The organism is Kitasatospora mediocidica KCTC 9733, from assembly GCF_000744225.1.
Lineage (GTDB): Bacteria > Actinomycetota > Actinomycetes > Streptomycetales > Streptomycetaceae > Kitasatospora > Kitasatospora mediocidica.
On record NZ_JQLN01000004.1, the window covers coordinates 1281962 to 1297051 of the forward strand.

Below are 15090 nucleotides of genomic sequence, written 5' to 3' on the forward strand. Positions count from 1 at the left end.
CTGATCTGTCAGGCCCTGCCCAGCGGACTTGCTCCGTACGAATTTCGCGCGACATGACGCGCCGGCTCTGGAACGCTCGGGCCTGGAGTCCGGGGTCTGTGGACTACGAGCAATCTGAACCGGTACTGGAGTGATGGCCGATGAGTTTCACGTTTGAGGGACCAGTTCTGGAGGGCTCACTCGTGCGCCTGGAGCCGTTGGATCAACGCCATGCGGTGGACCTGACCTCGGCGGCGAAGGAGGACCGGAGCTCGTACGGGTTCACCTGGGTCCCTGAGGCCGCCGAAGTCGAGGGATACATCACGACCCAGCTGGCACGTGCCGCTGCCGGGAAGCTGGTCCCGTACGCGCTGGTGGAACGGTCCTCGGGGCGGGCGGTCGGGGCCACGGCCTACTGGGATCCACGGCTGTGGCCGACAGGGAACGGCCTGCGCGCGATCGAGGTCGGGTTCACCTGGCTCGCGGCCTCGGCCCAAGGTACGGGGGTGAACACCGAGGCCAAGTACCTGTTGTTCCGGCACGCCTTCGAGACCTGGGGAGTGGCACGCCTCGATTTGAAGACCGACGCGCGCAACAGCCGTTCGCGGGCGGCGATCGAGGGGGTGGGCGCACGGTTCGAGGGCGTGCTGCGGAACTGGTCGCAGTCGTGGGCGCCGGGCGAGGACGGGCAGCTCCGCGACTCCGCGATGTTCTCGATCACCGCGGCGGAGTGGCCGGACTGCCGGGCGAAGCTTGAACAACGAACCGCTCTGGCCCTCGCACGCAGGCAATCACGCGCCACGACCAACGCGCCGGCCTGAGGACGACAGTGGTAGCGGCTGCCGCCCCCGGCAGCCGCTAGACGCTCCCGAAGTCGCCCGCCTTGACGCCCGCGACGAACGACGCGAACACCTCGACGGGGAGGAGCAGGACGGGACCGGAGGGGTCCTTCGAGTCCCGGACAGGGACGACAGCGGCGAAGTCCGGGCAGATCTCCACGCAGTTGCCACCGTTGTTGCTGTGACGGGACTTCACCCACCGGGCGCTGGAAAGATCGATGTGTGTCACTCAAGTTCCTTCCGAACAGCGCGGACCGCAGCGGACACGACCCTAGACGGCCCCGAACTCGCCAGCCTTGATACCCGCTACGAACGACGCAAACGCCTCGGCCGCGAAGACCAGGGCCGGACCGGAGGGGTCCTTCGAGTCCCGGACAGGAACGATGCCAAGGAAGTCGGGCGCTACTTCCACGCATGACCCCCCGTTGTTGCTGTAGCGAGACTTCACCCATCGAGCACCGGAGAGGTCGATGCGCATCGTTCAAGTTCCTTCCGAACAGCACTGACCGTGGCGAACACGGCTCCTAGACAGTCCCGAACTCGCCAGCCTTGATACCCGCCACGAACGACGCAAACACGTCGGCGGCGAAGACCAGGACAGGACCAGCCGGGTCCTTCGAATCCCGGACGGGGACAACGACGCCCAAGTCCCGGACGATCTCCACGCAGTCGCCGCCGTTGTTGCTGTGACGGGACTTCACCCACCGGGCACCGGAGAGGTCGATGCGCATCGTTCAAGTTCCTTCCGAACAGCACTGACCGTGGCGAACACGGCTCCTAGACAGTCCCGAACTCGCCAGCCTTGACGCCCGCCACGAACGACGCAAACACGTCGGCGGCGAAGATCAGAGCGGGACCGGACGGGTCCTTCGAATCCCGGACGGGGACAACGACGCCCAAGTCCGGGCAGACCTCTACGCAGTTGCCGCCGTTGTCGCTGTAGCGGGACTTCACCCATCGAGCGCCGGCAAGATCGATGTGCATCGTTCAAGTTCCTTCCGAACAGCGCGAATCGTAGCAAGGGAGGCCATCTTTGACAGCGACTCCACCTGAAGCTGATCGTAGTCCCTTTCCCACGCCAAGATGGGGTCTCGACTGCGCTCAAGGTAGCCCCGCAGCTGGGATTCGGCGTAGCCCACGACCGTACGGTCTGGCTGTGTCAGCAAGACCACAGGCAAGGTGAAGGGTCGATGCTCCGCCAGAGCGAACGGGGCAACCTGGATCGTGATGTGCGGTCGCTCCGCCAGTCCCTCAAGCCGGTGGAACTGTTCAATCATCACGTGCCGCCCACCAATCGGACGCATAAGGCAGCTCTCGTCCAGCACCGCCTGGATGATCGGTGGCGACTTCTGATCCAGCAGCCGTTGCTGCCGGTTGGCAAGGAATGCGACCCGTTCGTCCGCCTGGTCCTGGGTGATACTCCCTCGCTGAACGGCTGCCGTAGCCAGCGCCGTCGCGTAGGCCGGCGTCTGGAACAGTCCAGGGATCACACCCAATTCAAACGTTCGAAGCCGTCGGCAGCGCGCCTCGCACTCCGCGAACTCCGCGAAGCCCTCCAGCAGGGCGGCGTGGGCGATCCTCCGCCACAGCTCGTAAAAGGTGCCCGGGGTCCCGAGCGCCTCGTCCGCTTTAACAGCGAAGTTAGGCGTGGGAGGACGCTTCCCTCGTTCGACGTACGACACCAGCGCATTGGAGAACCCCATGCGCCGGCCGAGCTCGACCTGGGACCAGCCTTTGACTCGCCGTGACCTGCGAAGATCTCCACCGAATCGAGTCAGCGGAGATGATGTCGCGTCAATTTCCGCCTGCTCCAACATCGCCCACACCTCTCACACGCCGGAAGCGTCAACGTCCAACCCCTTCCGATCGTACGGGCCGATGTCGATCCTGGGTAGTGGAACGACTACAGAACGGAGTCACCGTGCACCCGCTCAAGACGCTCATCGAAGAGGCGATCAGGCGAGCCACCGAAGCAGCAACCGAGTTGAGGGAGGCACTGGCCCTCGACAGTGCCGTACTCCCCTCCCTCGCCGTCGACTCGCCCGGGGAGGTCACCGGCATCGTCCTCGTCGATCTCGGCAGGGCCCGGCCCGACGTGGCGCTTCAGCTGGCTGGACTGGTTCGCGATGGAGTGAAGTACCGTGCGCAGCAGATCAGTTGAACTCCGCGACACCACCCCGTGCCTGGTGGGCGCGGCTGCGCCGTCCGTCCCGCCCACTGTGCCCGCTGGGGTGGCCCTCCTGCCCGCTGTGCGTGCGGAGTTGAGATGACGCGGCGGCGCGGGAGCTCGATGACCATCGTCACCTACCGGATCACCGGCGACGGGCGGCGGATCGACCTCGCGCCGCGCGAGGTGGTGTCCGCCGAGTGGCCGTCGCACGACCCGCTGTCCTGGCCGCCCTGCCGGTGCCCGCTCCACCGGGACGCGGACGATCGGCGAACCCCGGCGTAAGCGGATGCGGGCAGCGGTGAGCGCCCGGCCGGACGGTACCGGACGGGCGCTCACCGACAGGTCGTCAGGTCGTCAGGACTGCGGGGTGACCGAGGCGAGGTAGGCGCCGGCCAGCTCCGGGTCGTAGAACCAGTGCTCGAAGTCGGCGGGGTTGTTGAAGCCGTTGGCGAAGCGGTGGGCCACGGGCGGGAGTTGGCCGGCTGCGCCGATCAGGTTGAGGACGTGCTCCGGCGGCGGGCCGAGCATCGCGTTGGTCCACTTGGTCACGTGCTGGGCGTCGGCCCAGTAGCGGTCGAAGGCGGCCTGCAGGAAGTCGCGGTCGAACGGCTTGTCGCCGTGGGCCAGGATGGCGGCCAGGTAGACGGCGGCGCAGCGGGCGGCGTTGTTGGAACCCTGGCCGGTGATGGGATCGTTGGCGACGACGACGTCGGCCACGCCGAGCACCAGGCCGCCGCTGGGCAGCTCGCCGATCGGGTTGCGGACCACGGGGGCGTAGCGGCCGGCCAAGGTGGCTCCGGCGTCGGTGAGTTCGACGCCATTGCGGGCGCGGTCGTACTCCCAGGGGGTGAAGGTCTTCATCAGCTCAAGGGTGAGCCGCAGGTGCTCGGACGGGTCCTTCACCTGGTCGAAGACGTCCAGCGGGCCGCCGGGGATGCCCTCCCAGAAGAGGATGTCGCAGGGGCCGGACGTGGTCAGGCTGGGTATCACGAAGAGCTCGCCGACACCGGGGACCAGGTTGCAGCGCACGGCCTTGAAGTCGTGCTCCGGGCGCGGGCCCAGGCCGTGGACGTAGGAGACCGCGAGGGCGCGCTGGGGAGCCTCGTACGGCGAACGGCTCGCGTCGCGGCCGAACATCGAGACCAGCTCGCCCTTGCCGGCCGCGACCAGCACCAGATCGTAGGTCCGCGCCAGGTAGTCCAGGTCGGAGACGGCGACGCCGTGCACCACCACCTGGCCGCCGCGCTGGGCGAACGTCTCCAGCCAGCCGGCCATCTTGAGCCGCTGGTCGACGGACTGCGCGTAGCCGTCGAGCACGCCCACCCAGTCGATCACCCGGGAGGAGTCGGGCCCGGCCACCGAGACGCCGAGGCCCTCGACTCTGGGCGTCTCGTCCTCCCAGAAGTTGATGCCGAGGTCCCGCTCGTGCTGCAGCGCGGTGTCGAACATGCACTGGGTCGACATCACCCGCCCGTCCCGGACCTCGTCCGCGGTGCGGTTGGTCATCACCGTGACGTCGTAGCCGTTGGACTGGAGACCCAGCGCGAGCTGGAGTCCGGCCTGACCGGCTCCGACGATCAATATCCTGCGCATCGCTGTCTGCCTTCTTGCTAGGTGTACTGGTGAGAGAAATGGGCTGACGCGAAACGAATATGAGGGAGCGTCAGACCATTTCGGGAGCGGCGGCCGGCTCCTCGGCCAGGGCGTGGACCACCAGGGCGGTCAGCACCTCCACCGTCGAGGAGCGCTGCCGTACGTCGCAGAGCAACACCGGAATGTGGTCCGGCACCGCGAGCGAGTCCCGGACGGCCTCGGCGGAATAGACCGGAGCGTCGTCGAACTGGTTGACCGCCACCACGAACGGCAGCCCGCTGCCCTCGAAGTAGTCCAACGCCGGGAAGGAGTCGGCCAGTCGGCGGGTGTCGACCAGGACGACGGCGCCGACCGCGCCGCGCACCAGGTCGTCCCACATGAACCAGAAGCGGCCCTGCCCGGGGGTCCCGAAGAGGTAGAGCACCAGGTCGGGCGCCAGGCTGATCCGGCCGAAGTCCATCGCCACGGTGGTCGAGGTCTTCGCGGGGACGGCGGAGGTGTCGTCCACCCCGAGGCTCGCCTCGGTCATCACCGCCTCGGTGGTGAGCGGCGGGATCTCGGACACCGAACGGACCAGCGTGGTCTTGCCGACGCCGAACCCGCCCGCCACCACGATCTTGGTGGAGGTGGCGCCACCGGACACCAAGGGCACTCCCGGCGGGATGGCCGGCCGACCCGACCCGGTGGAACCGGCCGAACCGCCCGCCGCCTCAGAGCTTGCGAAGTCCACCCAACACCCTCTCCAACAGATCCCGCTTCGACGCCCCCGGCACCTCGTCCCCGCCGTCCAGCTCCGCGCCGTCCACCGAGTCGGCGCCGTGCACACGGATCCGGCCCTGGTCGGCGAGGTCGCTGACCAGCACCTTCACCACCCCCAACGGGATCCGCAGCAGCGCCGAGATCTCCGCGATGGACCGCATCTGCCCCCGGCAGACGTCGCAGATCGCGGTGAGCTCGGGCAGGCTGCGGTCGGCCGGGTCGGCCGGCCGGTTCAGCGCGGAGACCAGGGTCTCAACCAGCAGCACCCGGCCGAACCTGGTCCGCCCACGGGTGATGGCGTACGGCCGCACCCGGGACGAACGCCCCTGGCCCGGACGGACCGTGTCGCTCCGGCGGCCTCGGACGGGCCCACCCTGCAGCGGTCCGGCACCAGCGCCGGTACGACTGCCGCTGCCACCACTGCTGTTACTGCTGTTACTGCTGTGACTACTGCTGCCACTCGTGGTACCGGGCATGTCTCCCCCCTCCTCTGGGCTCATCGGACGGCCATCGCCCGGTGGAGTTCGCTGCGCACCTGGGGTGTCAGCGCGTGACCGGCGCGCTCGACGAGCAGCGCCATCTGGTAGGCCAGCACGCCCAGTTCACAACTGAGCGTGGCGTAGACACCGAGACAGGATCCGTCGCTGATCGCCATCACCACCAGGTGTCCCTCGTCCATCGTCACCATGGTCTGACGGACGCCCCCGTACTCCAGCACCCGGGCCACCCCGGCCGCCAGGCTGGTCAACGCCGAGACGATGGCCGAGAGTTCGTCGGACCGGACACCCGCGCGGGAGTCGGCGAGCAACAGGCCGTCGGACGAGACGACGACGGCGTCCGCGACCCCGCCCACCGTGCCGAGGAACTCGTCGAGGAGCCAGCGGATGTTCTTCGCGGCCTGGCTCACCGCGGGACAGGCCGGCGTCGGTCGTGCGGAGTCGAAGTCGGTCATCGGTCCTCTCCTTCGCCGGGCGCGGGGCGTTGCTCTTCGGTACTGCTCGTCGGGGTGGCCGGTGCGGCGGCGGCGCTCTCGGCCGCCGCACTCTCCGCGGCGGCCTGACGCAGGCCGCTCTGGAAGCCGCCGAGTCTGCGGCGCAACTCCTCGGGCGAGATCCCCGAACGCGGCGCCACGGCCGGCTGCTCTGCGGGCAGCGGCTCCGCGGACGGCTGAACGGCGGGCGGTGGCTCGACGGGCGACGGCTGCGCGTGCCGCGGTCCGCCGCCGGTCACCGCGTCCCCGGCCACAGGGTCGGGCGAAGGAGCGGGAGCCGCCTCGGGCTCCGCCGTGAACCGCCGCAACCCGGAGGCCGGGGTCTCCCCCGTCCCGGGCAACCCGTTGCCGCGCGGCAGCCGCCGGGGCAGCCCGATCGGGGTGACAGCACCACCCTCCGCCGGCTCGACAGTCGGCACGGGGGCAACGGGAGCAACGGCAGGAGCGGGCGCAGGAGCAGGAGTCGGCTCGGGCGCGGGAGCAACCGCAGCAGGAGCAGGAGCAGGAGCAGGAGCGGCCGCAGGCTTGCGCCGCGGCAGCGCCGGCAACCCCGCGTCCGCCGCAGCGCCGTCGGCAGCACCGGCACCAGCACCGCCGGCACCGCTCCCCCGCTGCGCTGCCACCCGCGGCAGCGCCCCGAGCGGCAACGTGCCAAGCGGCACCGGCTGCGCGGCGGCCGCCGCGGCCTCCACCGCTCGCGCCTGCGCCGCCGTCGACGTCACCGTGCGCTCGGCCCGCCGCTGGTCGTCCAGGTCCGCGGTGCTGACGGCGTCCTGCTGCAACGCCTCGCGCGGCAGCACCACCATCGCGGTGACCCCGCCGCCCTGCGCGTTCTCCCGCAGCTGCACCCGGATGTCGTGCCGCCGCGCGAGGCGGGCCACCACGAAGAGGCCCATGCTGCGCCCGGTCAGCGCACCCGCGAGCAGTGCGTCGCGTCGCTCGGCGCCCGTCTCGGACGGTTCGGCCAGCTGCTCGTTGAGGGCCCGCAGCCGCTCGGCGGGCAGGCCGATGCCACGGTCGACGACCGAGATCATCACCTCGCCGTTGTCCAGCAGCCAGCCGCCGACCTCGACCTGGTCCTGCGGCGGCGAGAACGCGGTGGCGTTCTCCAGGAGTTCGGCCAGCAGGTGGCTGGTGTCGTCGGCGACCGAGCCGGTCAGCCGGACGGCGGCCAGGAAGCCGAGCTTGACCCGCTCGTAGCGCTCGATCTCGGAGACGGCGGCGCGGACCACGTCCAGCAGCGTCACGGTCTTGCGGCTGCGGTGGCTGTTCTCCATCCCGGCGAGGAGCAGCATGTTCTCACTGTTGCGCCGCATCCGGGTGGCCAGGTGGTCGAGCCGGAACAGGCTCTCCAGCTGGGCGGAGTCGGCCTCCCGGCCCTCCAGCGCCTCGATCAGCACCAACTGTCGCTCGACCAGGGTGAGGGTGCGCATCGCCAGGTTCACGAAGGTGGCGTCGACGCTGCCCTGGAGCTCGTCGCGCTCCTTGGCCAGTTCGTCGCGCTCCTTGAGGAGTTCGTCCCGCTCCCAGATGACCTGCTCGCGCCCGCGCCGCACCTCCTCCAGCTGACCGGCCATCTCGGTCTGGACGGCCACGGCGTCGTTCCACTGCTTGGTGAACTCGCCCTGGCGACGCAGCAGTTCGTCGCGCCCTTGGAGCAGTTGGTGGCGTTCGGCGGCCTGGGTGCGCAGTTCGCCGAGGTACGCGTCGCGCTCGGCGACCAACCCGGCGCGCTCCTCCAGCAGGGCGCCGAGGTTCTGCGCGGCCTGGTCCCGCGCACGCTCCAACGGCCGCGCGGTGACCCGCCGGACCACGACGGCGGTGCCGCCCAGCAGGACGACGGCGGCGGCGGAGCCCGCGGTCCACAGGGCGGGGGCGGCGCCGGAGCCACTCGCCAGCCCGCAGCCGGAGAGCGCCGTCAGGGCCGGAAGTCCCAGCAGGGGGGCGGCCAGCCGGCGCCGGAGCTGTCTCGGCGGGCGGCGGCGCAGCAGCAGCGACCCGGCGGCCGTGCCGCCGACGGGTTCAGGGGCGCGCACGCCCGGCTCACCTGACGGCCGGGCGGTACGGCGGCGCCCCGTAATCCTCTTACGCAAGGTGCTCTCAATCTCGTCAGGCCTCAGTTGCCCCGACCATGCCTGGCCTTGACATCGCTCTCAGGAAGACGGCCGCACCCCGTTCCGCCGCTGATACCCGCAAGAGTGAATCGTAGAACACGGTCGATCAACAAGATCAACTCTTTCGCCAACTTTGGCGAATTCTTCACGCGACCGCCCGACGTCCGATGTTTTCGCAGGTCACGGATGTATCACCGAGTACGTCGAAGATGCCCCGACAGACCCCGGTGTGACGCATATCTCACCCCCCGGGCCCGACCGTGTCCCGCCCCTCAACTGAGCATCCGCCAGGCCTCCTTCCGACCCTGCGACCGTCCTGCGGACGCACTCCCGGCGCGTGCCGCCGACCGGGCGGGCAGAATCACGGATTGTCACTCCACCCGACCCGGCCGGCCGATCGCCGAACAGAATTGCCGATACCGGAAATCCCCTGCGTCCTCAATTCCGGTTCGCTCCCGTCCCGTTATCCGGACACGCCTCAGCACCCGTCCACCGCCCCGGGATCGGGCGGCGGACGGGTGCCGGGAAGCCCCGCGGCGCCGGAGGGAATCCGGGCGCGCGGCCGAACAGCTGCTAGCGGCAGGAGTGTTGGCGGTCCAGCGTCAGGTAGCCGTGGTCCGCGGCGAGCCGGTGGTCGTAGCACCCGCCGTCCGCCGTCCGGCCGACGTAGTGCTCGGAGGCACTGCCGTCGGCCTGCACGATCGTGCCGGACTGCCGGTCCAGCACACCCTGTGACGTCAGCTCGTCGTCCGTGGAGACGACCGGGCGCGGACGCCAGGCGTCCAGCGTCTGGTCCGTCAGGTGCCGGGCCACGGTGACCTGGCCCTTGACCAGGTAGCTGTCGGCGTCGGCGCCGGGCGTGTAGGTGCTGGTGACGTCGATCGGATAGGACCAGGTGCTGCGGACCAGCTGCGGCGACCCGTACCCCCGGCCGCCGTCGGTGCTGGTGACCGTCCAGCCGCTGTCGCGCTGCGAGGTGATCTGCTGCTGGCCCTGGTCGGCGATGGTGTCGCTGTTGCGGTACTCGCCGTGGCGCTCGATCCGGGTGGTGACCCGGCCGTGGGAGGTGTCCACGTAGCCGGCCACCGTCCAGTCGCGGTCCGCGGTGGCGGTGATCAGGTCGCTGCCGTTCGCGGTGGTGCTCTGCGCGGTGGCGACCTGGGCCGCGGCGGTGATGGTGTCGGTGGTGACGGCACCGGTGGTCTGCGCGCGCAGCGGGTCGGTGGTCAGGAAGAGGCTGCCGTCGAGCGTCCAGCCGTCGCTGATCCCGGCCGGCGGGACGAGCGTGACGGTGTGCGGCCTACCGTCCGTCAGGGTACCGGCGAACGGCGTCAGGTCGACGTCGTACGGCAGCGTGCGGAACGCGTCGATGCTCGGGATCGGCCGCCACATCAGCGGACTGATCCCCCCGGTGTAGATCGCGGGGAACGGCTGCACCGTCCCGGCGATCCGGCCGTCCACCAGGACCTGGACCTCGCGGTAGGTGCCCCCGCCGCAGAGCCCGTAGCCGGGGTGCGCGGCGGCGTAGGCGTCCGGCACGTTGGAGTACCAGAACTCCTCGCAGCCGCCGCCCCGTGCGTACACCTGGAGGTGGGCGGCGGTGAGGTTGCGCGGGAAGCTGAGGGTGGAGGTCGCGCTCTGGCCGTTGGTCAGCGTCCACCAGCCGGGCGCGGTGGTCGACTGCGAGACCGGGAGCACCTGGTCGGCGGTGGCGGCCGCGGGGTTCGACCGGTCGGCCTGGTAGTACGTGACCGTCATGGTCATGTGATACGTGCCGGTATAGGTGGAATTGACGATGTTTCCGAGGTCGACCACCAGCGGCTGCGGGGTGCGCAGCAGCGGGATGAAGCTGCTGAGGTCCTGGTCGACGTGCCAGCTGATGCCGGCCGGGTCGGGCTCCGGGGTACTGGTGCGGAACACCTCGGCGCCGCCGATCCAGACGCCCGCGAGCCGGTCGTACTGGCGGCCCGCGACGCTGCCGTTCCAGTCCAGGACGACCTTCGACCAGGGCCCGGGGCAGTCGGCGGGCGGCGCGAGGGTGCCGGTGAAGGGCTGGCCGTAGCTGTTCGCGAAGTCGTGCTGCATCGCGGTGACCGTGCAGTGCGGGGCGTTCGGACGGCTGACCGGGGGCAGCGCGGTCGCGGGGTCGGCGTAGTTGGTCTCGACCTTGCCGGGTGCGCCGTCGGCGGGGGCCGGGGCGGCGTCCGCGTGTATCAGGCCGCGCCCGGCCGCCGGGGCAGCGGTTCCGGCCGCCGGGGCGGAGGCAGCGGTTCCGGTTGCCGAGGTCGAGGTCAGGGCCGACGCCGAGGCGACCGGCAGGCAGAGCGCCGCGGCGAGGGCCAGTACCACGGCGGGGACGGCGAGGGCGCGCGGGCGGCGGTGCGGGAATGTCTTCATCGGGCCTTCCTCCGGCGGCGGCCTCGCACGGTGCTGTGCTGTGCTCCGCGCCACGACGACATTGATGCGCTTGGCATGTACTCACGCTGCAGCGATCACTGTCAAGGCTCCGGACCACGTTTCCGGCCACCGCGCCGCCCTGCTGACACCCCGTCCGACACCGGCCACCACCTCCCCCGGTCACCGCCCGGCGTGCCGCCGCCCCCGACGTCGGAGCTGACGTCGGGGGCGGCGGCGGGCTATGACCGGCGGACGGTCACCGACCGTCGTGGTGCAGCTGGGCGGCGAGCGTCCGGCACCAGCGCGCGAGTTCCTCGCGGCCCTGCGGCTGCCCCGCGCCGAGCGCGCTGACCTGCGCGTCGCTCAGCCGGTTGGGACCCCGGACGGCCATCAGGTGGCCCAGCTCGTCCAAGAGCTCCGCGAGCCGTGGTGCGTCGGCGTGCTCGATGGTGGCAACGGCCTCGGTGTGGCCGATCGTGACGGATCCAGGCATCACGGACTCCTTTTCTCGCCCCTTTCCCCACCGTACGACCGCGACGCGCCACCCGCATCGGGGGCAGAATCGTCGGACCCGTCGCGCCCCGCCTTCGAGGAGACTCCCCGCCCGTGCTCCCCTTCTTCGCCTACGGAACGCTCCGCCCCGGCCAGCGCAACCACGCGCAGTACCTGGGCGGCCGGTGCGAGGCGGTCCGCCCGGCCGTCCTGGACGGGGCGGCGCTGCACCGGGGGCCTGGCTACCCGTACGCCGTCCTCGCCCCCGGGCAGCGCGTCCACGGGGACCTGATCACCGTGCGCCCGGCCGACTACCCCGCCGTGCTGGCCGCGCTGGACGACCTGGAGGACTGCCTGCCGGACGGCAGCGGGATCTACGTGCGGCTCAGCCTCCCGGTCACCGTCCAGCCGCGTGCCGTCCGTCCCGGCGCCGACGCCCGGCAGGTCGACGCCTGGGTCTACCTCGCCGGTCCCGCCGAGTCAGCCCGGCTGCGCGCCGCGCCCGCCCCGATACCGTCCGGCGACTGGCTCCGGCGCGGCTGACCAGCCGGTCCGAGCCGATCACCGGTCACCCAGCCGAGTCCTCCGCGCCGGCCTCGCGCAGCAGTCGGCGCATCCTGGCGTACTTGGCCGTCAGCCGGTCCCGGGTGGCCGGGTCCAGGACGGCCAGGCGCTCCGGGTCGGCGTTGTGCGCCATGTCCGCCTCCTTGATGACGGACGCGCCCGGGGTGGCCGCGATCCGCGCCGCGTAGTCGCGCGGCTCCTCCCCCGAGCGCTTGGTGAGCGCCAGCACGAGCCGCTTGGTGTGCTCCGACAGCGGCGCCGCGGCCAGCCACTGCGCCGACAGCGCGTCGTCCTCGATCGCGTCGTGCAGCCAGGCGGCGGCGATCTGCTCCGCGCTCCCGCCGCGCGCCGCCACGCCCCGGGCCACCGCCTCCAGATGACCGGCGTACGGCTGCCCGGCCTTGTCCAGCTGGCCCGCGTGGGCCCGCCGGGCCACCGCCTCGACCTCGTCCAGGCTCAGAAATGTCATCCCGGCAGCGTAGCGCCGAGCCCCGGAGGCAGGCTTCCAGGAGGATTTCCAACAACCTCCGCTCCGCACCCATCCGCCGGGACCGCCGCTACGAATCGAGCCCGACACCGTCCCCCACCGCCCGTCCCTCGTCCCGTGTCCCGTGTCCCTCGTCCAGGAGGCAATCGCCGTGCCACTCGCCCGCCGACCGCTGCAGCTGTTCGACGTCCGGGAGATCTACGCGGAACCTGCGGCCGCCGCCTCGCCGCGCGGGCGCCAGGTGCTGGAACGCTTCCCGGCGGCGCGGGTGATCGAGGTGGCCTCGCACTGGCAGATCCCGCATCTGCACGGCAACGAGGGCAACGTCGAGCGCTGGGCGCGGATCAAGAGCGAGGTGCTGGTGCTCGGGGTCAAGAAGTCGCTGGCCGCCCGCCCCAACGGCCGCTCGGCGGACTGGATCGCCCCCAGCTCCGCCAACGGCTGCGCGCTCGCCTGCGCGTACTGCTACGTACCGCGCCGCAAGGGCTACGCCAACCCGATCACCGTCTTCACCAACATCGAACAGACCATCGGCTACCTGGAGCGGCACATCCGCCGCCAGGGCCCCAAGGGCGAGCCGAACCAGTGCGACCCGACGGCCTGGGTCTACGACATCGGGGAGAACAACGACTGCGCGGTGGACGCGATGGTCTGCGACAACACCGCCGACCTGATCCGGGCCTTCCGCGGCTGGCCGAGCGCCAAGGCCTCCTTCGCCACCAAGTGGGTCAACCCCGACCTGCTCGACCTGGAACCGCGCGGCCGGACCCGGATCCGGTTCTCGCTGATGCCCCCGGCCGATGCCCGGTTGCTGGACATCCGCACCACGCCCGTCCCGGCCCGGCTGGCCGCCGCCGGCGACTTCCTGGAGGCGGGCTACGAGGTGCACTTCAACCTCTCCCCCGTCGTCCTGCGCGAGGGCTGGGAGGCGGACTGGGCCGAGCTGCTCTGCCGGATGGACGACATGCTCCCGGCCGGGGTCAAGGCGCAGGCCGCCGCGGAGATCATCATGTTGACGCACAACCACGGGCTGCACGAGGTCAACCTCGGCTGGCACCCCAAGGCCGAGGACCTGCTCTGGCGCCCCGAGATCCAGGAGCCCAAGCGCTCGCAGAACGGCAGCTGGAACGTCCGCTACCGCTCCGGCGGCAAGGCCGCCGCGCTGGAGACGCTGCGCGGCCTGATCGCCCGCCACGCGCCCTGGCTGCGGATCCGGTACGCCTTCTGACCCGGGCCGGCCCCAGCGCTCCGGCCGCGCACCTCAGTCGGCGACCGACAGCGCGTGCAGGTAGGTCCCGCGGCCGGCGAAGACGCGCCGGCCGTCCGTGCTGACCGTCCAGACGTCCGCGGCAGGGCTGGCATCCCGGAAGGTCCACCGGACGGCGCCCGTCGCGGCGTCCAGCGCGACCACGCCGGCGTCCGCGGGGCCGGGGACCACCAGGACGCCGGCCGCCAGCAGCGGCTGGTTGCGGTTGTCCGGCTTGAACGGCAGGGTGGCCGCCCAGAGCCGCCGGCCGTCGCCGGCCGCATGCGCGGCCACGCTTCCGTCACCGCCGAGCAGGTACACCACGCCGTCGCCGACCACCGGCGGCAGGTAGCCCCAGTCCGAGTCCGCCAGGGGTGCCAGGCGCCAGCTGGGGGTGCCGTCCGCCGCGTTCAGCGCCTGGATACCGGTGCCGGCCAGCGCCAGGTAGACGTGCTGCTCGTCGGCGCTCTGCCAGCCGCGCACCTCGTCCAGCTTGGTCGTCCAGAGCCTGCGGCCGTCGGCGCAGTTCACCACCACCAGCTGCTCCTGGGTGTCCGAACAGATCAGCCGGCCGCCGGGAGCCGGCGCCGCCGAGAGCAGCCAGGAGTCCGGCGCGGCGGGGAGGGACCAGCGGATCTGGCGGCTCTGGAGCGACAGCGCGACCAGGACGGAGCTGGTCAGGCCGTTGCCGGGCTGTTCGTTCGTGCAGTAGAGCGTCGTGCCGTCGCAGGCCAGCGGCTGGATGTCACCCGGCGTGCCGGCGCCCTGCGCGGAGGCGGGGCCCGGGCCGGAGTAGGTCCAGTCGCTGCGGCCGGTGGCCAGGTCGTAGCGGTCGAGGCGCCCGGTGGGAGTGCCGCTGACACCGCTGCCGCAGAACACCTGCCCGCCGTCGGTCACCGGCGTGACGTCCGGTGCCAGGTCCAGGTGGCAGCGGGACCTGCCGGTGTCCGGGTCCAGGCCGGTCAGGCCCTGGTCGGAGAGGAAGACCGGGAGCGTCGGGCTCCGGTCGAAGCGGGTCAGCGAGTACGTGCCGGTGCCCTGGTAGCTCCAGAGCACCGTGCGGCCACTGAGTCGCGGCGGCGCGGGCGGCGGCGGTACGAACGGTGACGGTCCGGACGGTGACAGGTCGGCCGGCGGCACGGCCTCCGCCGGTACGGGCTGCGGCGCGTCGGCCACCGGCGGACCGCTGTGCGGACGGCTGTGCGGACGGCTCAGCGCCCAGGCGGACCCGCCCGCCAGCAACGCGCCCGCGCCGATCAGCAGCTGCCGCCGGTTGGGACGCCGTCCGTACGTGGGATCGCCGTCGCCGTCCGCGAGGCCCGCCGCCGCCCGCGCCCTCGCCTCGGCCACCGACACCGGGTCGGACAACTCCTCCAGCCCGCCGACGAACCCCGTGCCGCCCGTGTCGTCCCCCACCGGACGCCCCCTTCGCTCCCGAACAGCCCGACGCGCCCGATAT

The 15090-nt window shown here is 71.5% G+C and carries 19 protein-coding genes; 5 read left to right on the plus strand and 14 right to left on the minus strand.

The features are described from left to right. The first annotated feature begins 140 nt into the window (after positions 1 to 140). Complete coding sequence (locus tag BS80_RS13140) at positions 141 to 800, plus strand: GNAT family N-acetyltransferase (RefSeq protein WP_035796665.1); 660 nt, start codon at positions 141 to 143, stop codon at positions 798 to 800. Between the two features lie 37 nt (positions 801 to 837). Here BS80_RS13140 and BS80_RS13145 read toward each other — a convergent pair whose 3' ends face one another. Genes BS80_RS13145 through BS80_RS13165 form a run of 5 tightly spaced genes read right to left on the minus strand, consistent with a single transcriptional unit; the run spans position 838 to position 2635 of the window. Next, positions 838 to 1038: a DUF397 domain-containing protein gene (locus BS80_RS13145; protein ID WP_157536274.1), complete on the minus strand. Its 201-nt coding sequence runs from the start codon at positions 1036 to 1038 to the stop codon at positions 838 to 840. Positions 1039 to 1089: 51 nt separating this feature from the next. After that, entirely contained in the window at positions 1090 to 1296 is a 207-nt protein-coding gene (locus BS80_RS13150; protein WP_035796671.1) for a DUF397 domain-containing protein, read from the minus strand. A gap of 46 nt (positions 1297 to 1342) precedes the next feature. Beyond that, positions 1343 to 1549, minus strand: coding sequence for a DUF397 domain-containing protein (locus BS80_RS13155; RefSeq protein WP_035796673.1), 207 nt, complete (start codon positions 1547 to 1549; stop codon positions 1343 to 1345). Positions 1550 to 1595: 46 nt separating this feature from the next. Then, a complete protein-coding gene (locus BS80_RS13160) occupies positions 1596 to 1802 on the minus strand; it encodes a DUF397 domain-containing protein (protein ID WP_035796674.1) in 207 nt (68 codons plus the stop codon). Beyond that, complete coding sequence (locus BS80_RS13165; RefSeq protein ID WP_063771950.1) at positions 1769 to 2635, minus strand: helix-turn-helix domain-containing protein; 867 nt, start codon at positions 2633 to 2635, stop codon at positions 1769 to 1771. The genes BS80_RS13160 and BS80_RS13165 overlap by 34 nt, the downstream gene beginning before the upstream one ends. 104 nt (positions 2636 to 2739) lie before the next feature. Here BS80_RS13165 and BS80_RS13170 point away from each other — a divergent pair, with 104 nt between their 5' ends. Further along, a complete protein-coding gene (locus BS80_RS13170; RefSeq protein ID WP_035796677.1) occupies positions 2740 to 2979 on the plus strand; it encodes a hypothetical protein in 240 nt (79 codons plus the stop codon). A 129-nt stretch (positions 2980 to 3108) separates the two neighbouring features. Next, entirely contained in the window at positions 3109 to 3270 is a 162-nt protein-coding gene (locus BS80_RS13175) for a hypothetical protein (RefSeq protein ID WP_157536225.1), read from the plus strand. 72 nt (positions 3271 to 3342) lie between these two features. Here the strand turns inward: BS80_RS13175 and BS80_RS13180 are convergent, their stop codons facing one another. The 7 genes from BS80_RS13180 to BS80_RS13210 form a co-directional block, all read right to left on the minus strand. After that, complete coding sequence (locus BS80_RS13180; protein WP_035796682.1) at positions 3343 to 4581, minus strand: styrene monooxygenase/indole monooxygenase family protein; 1239 nt, start codon at positions 4579 to 4581, stop codon at positions 3343 to 3345. A gap of 70 nt (positions 4582 to 4651) precedes the next feature. After that, positions 4652 to 5224, minus strand: a complete 573-nt coding sequence (locus BS80_RS13185; RefSeq protein WP_232246449.1) for a GTP-binding protein — start codon at positions 5222 to 5224, stop codon at positions 4652 to 4654. Positions 5225 to 5291: 67 nt separating this feature from the next. Continuing rightward, entirely contained in the window at positions 5292 to 5816 is a 525-nt protein-coding gene (locus tag BS80_RS13190; RefSeq protein WP_157536227.1) for a DUF742 domain-containing protein, read from the minus strand. A gap of 20 nt (positions 5817 to 5836) precedes the next feature. Continuing rightward, positions 5837 to 6292: a roadblock/LC7 domain-containing protein gene (locus BS80_RS13195; protein WP_035796687.1), complete on the minus strand. Its 456-nt coding sequence runs from the start codon at positions 6290 to 6292 to the stop codon at positions 5837 to 5839. Next, positions 6289 to 8367 (minus strand): sensor histidine kinase, encoded by a 2079-nt coding sequence (locus BS80_RS13200; RefSeq protein WP_051966526.1) that lies wholly within the window; start codon positions 8365 to 8367, stop codon positions 6289 to 6291. Before BS80_RS13200 ends, BS80_RS13195 begins: the two co-directional genes overlap by 4 nt. Positions 8368 to 9018: 651 nt before the next feature. Then, entirely contained in the window at positions 9019 to 10842 is a 1824-nt protein-coding gene (locus tag BS80_RS13205) for a peptide-N4-asparagine amidase (RefSeq protein ID WP_051966527.1), read from the minus strand. Positions 10843 to 11098: 256 nt separating this feature from the next. Next, positions 11099 to 11335: a hypothetical protein gene (locus tag BS80_RS13210; protein ID WP_035796689.1), complete on the minus strand. Its 237-nt coding sequence runs from the start codon at positions 11333 to 11335 to the stop codon at positions 11099 to 11101. A gap of 113 nt (positions 11336 to 11448) precedes the next feature. Between BS80_RS13210 and BS80_RS13215 the strand changes: the two genes are divergently transcribed. Beyond that, positions 11449 to 11877 (plus strand): gamma-glutamylcyclotransferase family protein, encoded by a 429-nt coding sequence (locus tag BS80_RS13215; protein ID WP_035796693.1) that lies wholly within the window; start codon positions 11449 to 11451, stop codon positions 11875 to 11877. 25 nt (positions 11878 to 11902) lie between these two features. On the opposite strand, the gene BS80_RS13220 is transcribed toward BS80_RS13215, so the two are convergent. Then, positions 11903 to 12367 carry an HD domain-containing protein gene (locus BS80_RS13220; protein WP_035796695.1) on the minus strand — a complete coding sequence of 155 codons (465 nt, stop codon included), beginning with the start codon at positions 12365 to 12367 and terminating at the stop codon, positions 11903 to 11905. Positions 12368 to 12536: 169 nt separating this feature from the next. On the opposite strand from BS80_RS13220, the gene BS80_RS13225 reads away from it, so the two are divergent. Then, positions 12537 to 13613 carry a spore photoproduct lyase family protein gene (locus BS80_RS13225; RefSeq protein ID WP_232246450.1) on the plus strand — a complete coding sequence of 359 codons (1077 nt, stop codon included), beginning with the start codon at positions 12537 to 12539 and terminating at the stop codon, positions 13611 to 13613. A 33-nt stretch (positions 13614 to 13646) separates the two neighbouring features. Here the strand turns inward: BS80_RS13225 and BS80_RS13230 are convergent, their stop codons facing one another. Beyond that, on the minus strand, positions 13647 to 15047 hold the full coding sequence (locus BS80_RS13230; protein ID WP_035796698.1) for an outer membrane protein assembly factor BamB family protein: 1401 nt from the start codon (positions 15045 to 15047) through the stop codon (positions 13647 to 13649). Between the last annotated feature and the right edge of the window lie 43 nt (positions 15048 to 15090).

Bases quoted from the DNA above. Each gene is read 5' to 3' on its own strand.
- BS80_RS13205 (WP_051966527.1), bottom strand. From the start codon at position 10,842: ATGAAGACATTCCCGCACCGCCGCCCGCGCGCCCTCGCCGTCCCCGCC.
- BS80_RS13195 (WP_035796687.1), bottom strand. From the start codon at position 6,292: ATGACCGACTTCGACTCCGCACGACCGACGCCGGCCTGTCCCGCGGTG.
- BS80_RS13210 (WP_035796689.1), bottom strand. From the start codon at position 11,335: ATGCCTGGATCCGTCACGATCGGCCACACCGAGGCCGTTGCCACCATC.
- BS80_RS13220 (WP_035796695.1), bottom strand. From the start codon at position 12,367: ATGACATTTCTGAGCCTGGACGAGGTCGAGGCGGTGGCCCGGCGGGCC.
- BS80_RS13175 (WP_157536225.1), top strand. From the start codon at position 3,109: ATGACCATCGTCACCTACCGGATCACCGGCGACGGGCGGCGGATCGAC.
- BS80_RS13160 (WP_035796674.1), bottom strand. From the start codon at position 1,802: ATGCACATCGATCTTGCCGGCGCTCGATGGGTGAAGTCCCGCTACAGC.
- BS80_RS13180 (WP_035796682.1), bottom strand. From the start codon at position 4,581: ATGCGCAGGATATTGATCGTCGGAGCCGGTCAGGCCGGACTCCAGCTC.
- BS80_RS13140 (WP_035796665.1), top strand. From the start codon at position 141: ATGAGTTTCACGTTTGAGGGACCAGTTCTGGAGGGCTCACTCGTGCGC.
- BS80_RS13155 (WP_035796673.1), bottom strand. From the start codon at position 1,549: ATGCGCATCGACCTCTCCGGTGCCCGGTGGGTGAAGTCCCGTCACAGC.
- BS80_RS13165 (WP_063771950.1), bottom strand. From the start codon at position 2,635: ATGTTGGAGCAGGCGGAAATTGACGCGACATCATCTCCGCTGACTCGA.
- BS80_RS13150 (WP_035796671.1), bottom strand. From the start codon at position 1,296: ATGCGCATCGACCTCTCCGGTGCTCGATGGGTGAAGTCTCGCTACAGC.
- BS80_RS13190 (WP_157536227.1), bottom strand. From the start codon at position 5,816: ATGCCCGGTACCACGAGTGGCAGCAGTAGTCACAGCAGTAACAGCAGT.